This window comes from Rhizobacter sp. P3_C12, assembly GCF_056402735.1.
Genome location: NZ_JBFUGW010000383.1, coordinates 1 through 4609, shown reverse-complemented (window position 1 = coordinate 4609; position 4609 = coordinate 1). Strand labels below are relative to the sequence as shown.

Sequence of the window (4609 nt, the reverse complement as noted above, 5' to 3'; positions counted from 1 at the left end):
CTGGTACGTCGGCACGGCCAACAAGATCGAGACGATCAGGCTGGCCGATGGCAGCACGGTGCCGATCACGGTGACCGCGTCGTCGAGCAGCGCACCGACCGAGAAGGCGATGCCGGCACTGACCTCGGTGGCCGGCGCGTGGGCGACGCTGGACGTGGCGATGCGGTGGGCCGAGCCGGCGCGCGAGGGGCTGCCGACGCCGATCGCCGCGGCGGAGACGGGCGCCGGCCACGACCTCGCCGGCCCGGGCCTCGCACTGGGCCGCGATGCCGTGCTGTGGCGGCGTGAGCATGCCGCCTGACACGGAATCCTCCGGGATGCGCGTGCTGGTGATCCACCAGAACTTCCCCGGCCAGTTCGGCCAGCTCGTCGCGGCCTGGGCCCGGCGCCCGGGCTGGGAGGTTCGGGCCCTGGGCCGCGAGACGGCGCCGGGGCTGCCCGGGTTCGACGGCCTGTCGCACTACAAGCTGGCCCGCGCCCCGCACGCGCAGCAGCACGGCTACCTGCGGCAGATGGAGTCGGCCACGCTGCACGGCCAGGCGGCGGCGCGCGCGATGCTGAAGCTGCGCGAGCAGGGCTTCCGGCCCGACGTGATCCTCGCGCACCCGGGCTGGGGCGAGACGCTGTATGCGAAGGACGTGTTCCCCGATGCGCGCCTCGTGCACCTGTGCGAGTGGTACTACAACGCCGAGGGCCAGGACCTGGGCTTTGACCCCGAGTTCCCGATCAGCTTCGACGACCGCGCGCGCATCCGCACCTGGAATGCGCTGCACACGCTGAACCTGACGAACTGCGATGCCGCGGTCAGCCCGACGCACTGGCAGCGCAGCCGGCATCCGGAGATCTTCCTGCCGAAGATCGGCGTGCAGCACGAGGGCATCGACATCGACGGCCTCGCACCCGATGCGCAGGCGGCGATCCGCACGCGCAGCGGCGTGGTGCTGAAGGCGGGTGATCCGGTCGTCACCTACGTGGCGCGCAACCTCGAGCCGTACCGCGGCTTCCACGTCTTCATGCGGGCGCTGGAGCGGCTGCAGCAGCAGAACAGGCAGTGCCACGCGATCATCGTCGGCGGCGACGGCGTGAGCTACGGCAAGCGCGTGCGCGATGCGACGAACTGGCGCGAGAAGATGCTGCAGGAGGTGAAGCTCGACCCCGAGCGCACGCACTTCACCGGCAAGCTGCCGCGCGCGCAGTACCTGAAGGTGCTGCAGGTGTCGGCGGCGCACGTGTACCTCACGTACCCGTTCGTGCTGAGCTGGTCGCTGCTGGAGGCGATGGCCTGCGGCGCGGCGGTCATCGGCTCCGACACGGCGCCGGTGCGCGAGGCCGTCACCGACGGCGAGACGGGCGCGCTGGTGCCGTTCTTCGACGTGGCACGCATCGCCGAGGCCACGGCCGGCGCGCTCGAAGGCGGCAGTGCCTGGACCGCACGCCGGCTGGCGGCGCGCCAGCTCGCGCAGCGCTATTCGATGCAGGCAGGCCTCGTCGGCTACGACGCCTTGCTGAGCGYGTCATCCCCCAAAGTGGGGGCGCCGGTTTCATGAGAAATCGGCCCCGCGCTGGCTAGACTGCAGCACACAAGAACGGGAGTGAGCCTCGATGTTGAGGACGAAGGGAGGGGCGCCGCAAGCGGTGCCGCCACAGCAACTGCTGTGGGCATTGGGATCGATCTGTTCCCTGCACCGCCAGCCGTTCTCGGCCGAGCTGGTGGCGCGCGAGTTTCCGCCGCCCTGCACGCACGCAACGGTGATCGCGGCCGGCCGTGCGCTCGGCCTGAAGGTGCGGCAGATCATGCTGAAGCCGGCTCGCCTCGAACGCATGGTGTTCCCGCTGCTGGTGGCACTGAAGGCCGATGCCACGGACGACGCAGCGCCGGTGTTCGGCATCGTGACCGCCGCGGTCGACGGCAAGGTGGTGCTGTTCAAGGCCGGCAGCGCGACGGCGAACGAGCTCGATGCCGAGACGTTCGCGCAGGCGATCACCGGCGAGGCCTGGCTGGCGGCACCGGTCACCGCGGCGGCGGCCGATCCCGATGGTGCGGCCGGGGCGCCGCGCTTCGGCTTCCGCTGGTTCGTGCCCGAGCTGATGAAGCACCGCCAGGTCTGGCGCGACGTGTTGCTCGCCTCGCTCGCGCTGCAGCTGATCGCGCTGGCCACGCCGCTGTTCACGCAGGCCATCATCGACAAGGTGGTGGTGCACCGCACCGAGAGCACGCTGATCGCGATCGGCATCGCGATGCTGATCTTCACGGTGTTCACCAGCCTGCTCAGCTGGGTGCGCCAGTACCTGGTGCTGCACACCGGCAACCGCGTCGACGCGGTGCTGGGCGCGGCCATCTGGGAGCACCTGCTGCGGCTGCCGCTGCGCTACTTCCAGCACCGGCCGACCGGCGTCGTCGCGGCGCGCCTGCATGCGGTGGAAACCATCCGCGAGTTCGTCTCGGGGGCGGCGGTCGGCCTGGTGCTCGACCTGCCGTTCCTGGTGATCTGCCTCGGGTTGATGTTCTGGTACAGCGCCTTGCTGACCTGCATCGCGCTCGGCATCCTGGCGGTCATCGCGGTGGTGAGCATCGTGATCGCGCCGCTGTTCCAGTCGCGGCTGAACGAGCAGTTCCTGCTGGGCGCGCGCAACCAGGCCTTCGTCACCGAGCACATCGCCGGCTTCGAGACGGTGAAGAGCCTGCAGATGGAGCCGCAGCTGCGCCAGCGCTTTGCCGGCTACCTGGCGAGCTACCTGCAGTCGGGCTTCAAGACGAAGCAGACGGCCAACACCTACAACATCTTCGCGACCACGCTGGACCAGGTGCAGACGCTGCTGATCCTGATGGTGGGGGCCTACACGGTGATGACCGAACCGAGCTTCACGATCGGCATGCTGGTGGCCTTCCAGATGTTCTCGGGCAAGCTGAGCCAGCCGGTGCTGCGCATCGTCGGGCTGTGGAGCCAGTTCCAGCAGGCCTCGCTGAGCGTGCAGCGGCTGGGCGACGTGATGAACGCGCCGGCCGAGCCGTACTCGATCACGCCGCAGCGGCAGGCGGGTGGCGCCGGCCGCATCGAGGTGCGCAACCTCGGCTTCCGCTATGCCGACGACCTGCCGCTGCTGTACCAGGACCTGAGCCTGACCATCCAGCCGGGGCAGACGGTCGCGATCATGGGCCCCTCGGGCACCGGCAAGAGCACCTTCGCGAAGCTGCTGATGGGCTTCTACCAGCCGAGCCAGGGGCAGATCCGCATCGACGATGTCGACATCCGCCACATGGCGGCCAACGAGCTGCGCGCGCACTTCGGCGTGGTGCCGCAGGAGACGGTGCTGTTCAGCGGCAGCATCTTCGACAACCTGCGCGCCGGCAACCCGGCGGCCACGTTCGAGCAGGTGGTGCAGGCCGCGAAGATGGCTGGCATCCACACGACGATCGAGGCGCTGCCGCAGGGTTACCAGACCGAGATCGGCGAGCGCGGCAGTGGCCTGTCGGGCGGGCAGAAGCAGCGGCTGGCGATTGCGCGCGCGCTGCTGAAGGGCCCGAAGGTCTTGATCTTCGACGAGGCCACGTCGGCGCTCGACCATGACACGGCCGAGAGCTTCGCGAAGACGATCAACGCGCTGAAGGGGCGGGTGACGATGCTGTTCATCACGCACAACCTGCCGAAGCTGCTGAAGATCGATGCGGTGGTGCAGCTGCATGCGGATGGGGCGCAGATGCTGCAGGCGGTGGCGACAACGGCACCCGATCTGAGCGGAGAAGGCTGAGATGAGGCTGCCAACTGCATATCTCCTGCACAGTTGATTTCTAAGCTGCTTCGCTCAACACCATCTGCAGTGCAACCCGGTGTTGGCAAAGGACGGCAAATGAACGATTGGTTAGGTGTTGCGATAGTGGTGTCGGTAGTGGGGTTCGTGGTCGCGATGAAAGCGATCGAGCGCTGGATTGATCGGCGGGCGGACGAGCTGTTCCTGCAGGCGCAGGGCATCGCGCTGGATGCGGCCCACTCGCACGGCGCGCAGGCGGGCACGGCGGAGCGACGATGCCCCGCGTGCTATGGCGTGGTGACGGTGAGTGAACGGCAGACCGGCGTGCCGGATGCGCTGCCGGTGCTGGAGGTGCGCTGCGAATGCGGCCTGTGCGACATCAGCGTCTGCGTGAAAGCGCCGGACGATGATGAGGTGAAGTAGGTGGTTGTGCGCGGACGCGCGGCTTGCAGTAGCGCGTCCGCGCACTCGTTCCATACAGAGTGCTCATACCGCCATCTGGCTTGTTGATGTCCCCCATCAGGGTGTGCGTGCAGTGGCGGACTTTGCGGCGCGGCGTGACTAGACTGACGCGGTTAAAGGGGAGAAGGAAGAATGCATGTCGAACCTCGTGATCGGTGACGCGCTGGCTGTTGTGCCCACATCACCCCGGCAATGGGTGCCCCATTCGGAGCGCATGTTCTCGGTACCGGGCCTGTTGGCGAGCGAGGAGTGCGCGGCGCTGATCGAACTGGCGGAGCAGCGCGGGTTCGACGCGGCATCGGTGCGGACGGTGGCGGGCCCGCAGTTGATGCGCAATGTGCGGAACAACGAGCGTGCGCAGTTCGAGGCGCCGTCGTGGATCGCGTTGTTGTGGGAG

4 protein-coding genes and 1 pseudogene are annotated in these 4609 nt (G+C 68.4%); all 5 read left to right on the top strand.

The window, feature by feature from the left end:
* The coding region (locus tag AC1DXV_RS31545) for a hypothetical protein (RefSeq protein ID WP_477937430.1) at positions 1–301 on the top strand (301 nt) is incomplete at its 5' end.
* Positions 291–1547: a glycosyltransferase family 4 protein gene (locus AC1DXV_RS31540; RefSeq protein ID WP_477937428.1), complete on the top strand. Its 1257-nt coding sequence runs from the start codon at positions 291–293 to the stop codon at positions 1545–1547. The genes AC1DXV_RS31545 and AC1DXV_RS31540, both read left to right, overlap by 11 nt.
* Positions 1548–1602: 55 nt before the next feature.
* A complete protein-coding gene (locus tag AC1DXV_RS31535; protein WP_477937426.1) occupies positions 1603–3750 on the top strand; it encodes a peptidase domain-containing ABC transporter in 2148 nt (715 codons plus the stop codon).
* A 99-nt stretch (positions 3751–3849) separates the two neighbouring features.
* Positions 3850–4173: a hypothetical protein gene (locus AC1DXV_RS31530; RefSeq protein ID WP_477869414.1), complete on the top strand. Its 324-nt coding sequence runs from the start codon at positions 3850–3852 to the stop codon at positions 4171–4173.
* A gap of 175 nt (positions 4174–4348) precedes the next feature.
* Positions 4349–4609 (top strand): annotated as a pseudogene (locus AC1DXV_RS31525) (hypothetical protein); the annotation flags it as partial.

Coding starts and splice junctions, on each gene's coding strand:
- AC1DXV_RS31535 (WP_477937426.1), top strand. CDS start 1,603: ATGTTGAGGACGAAGGGAGGGGCGCCGCAAGCGGTGCCGCCACAGCAA.
- AC1DXV_RS31530 (WP_477869414.1), top strand. CDS start 3,850: ATGAACGATTGGTTAGGTGTTGCGATAGTGGTGTCGGTAGTGGGGTTC.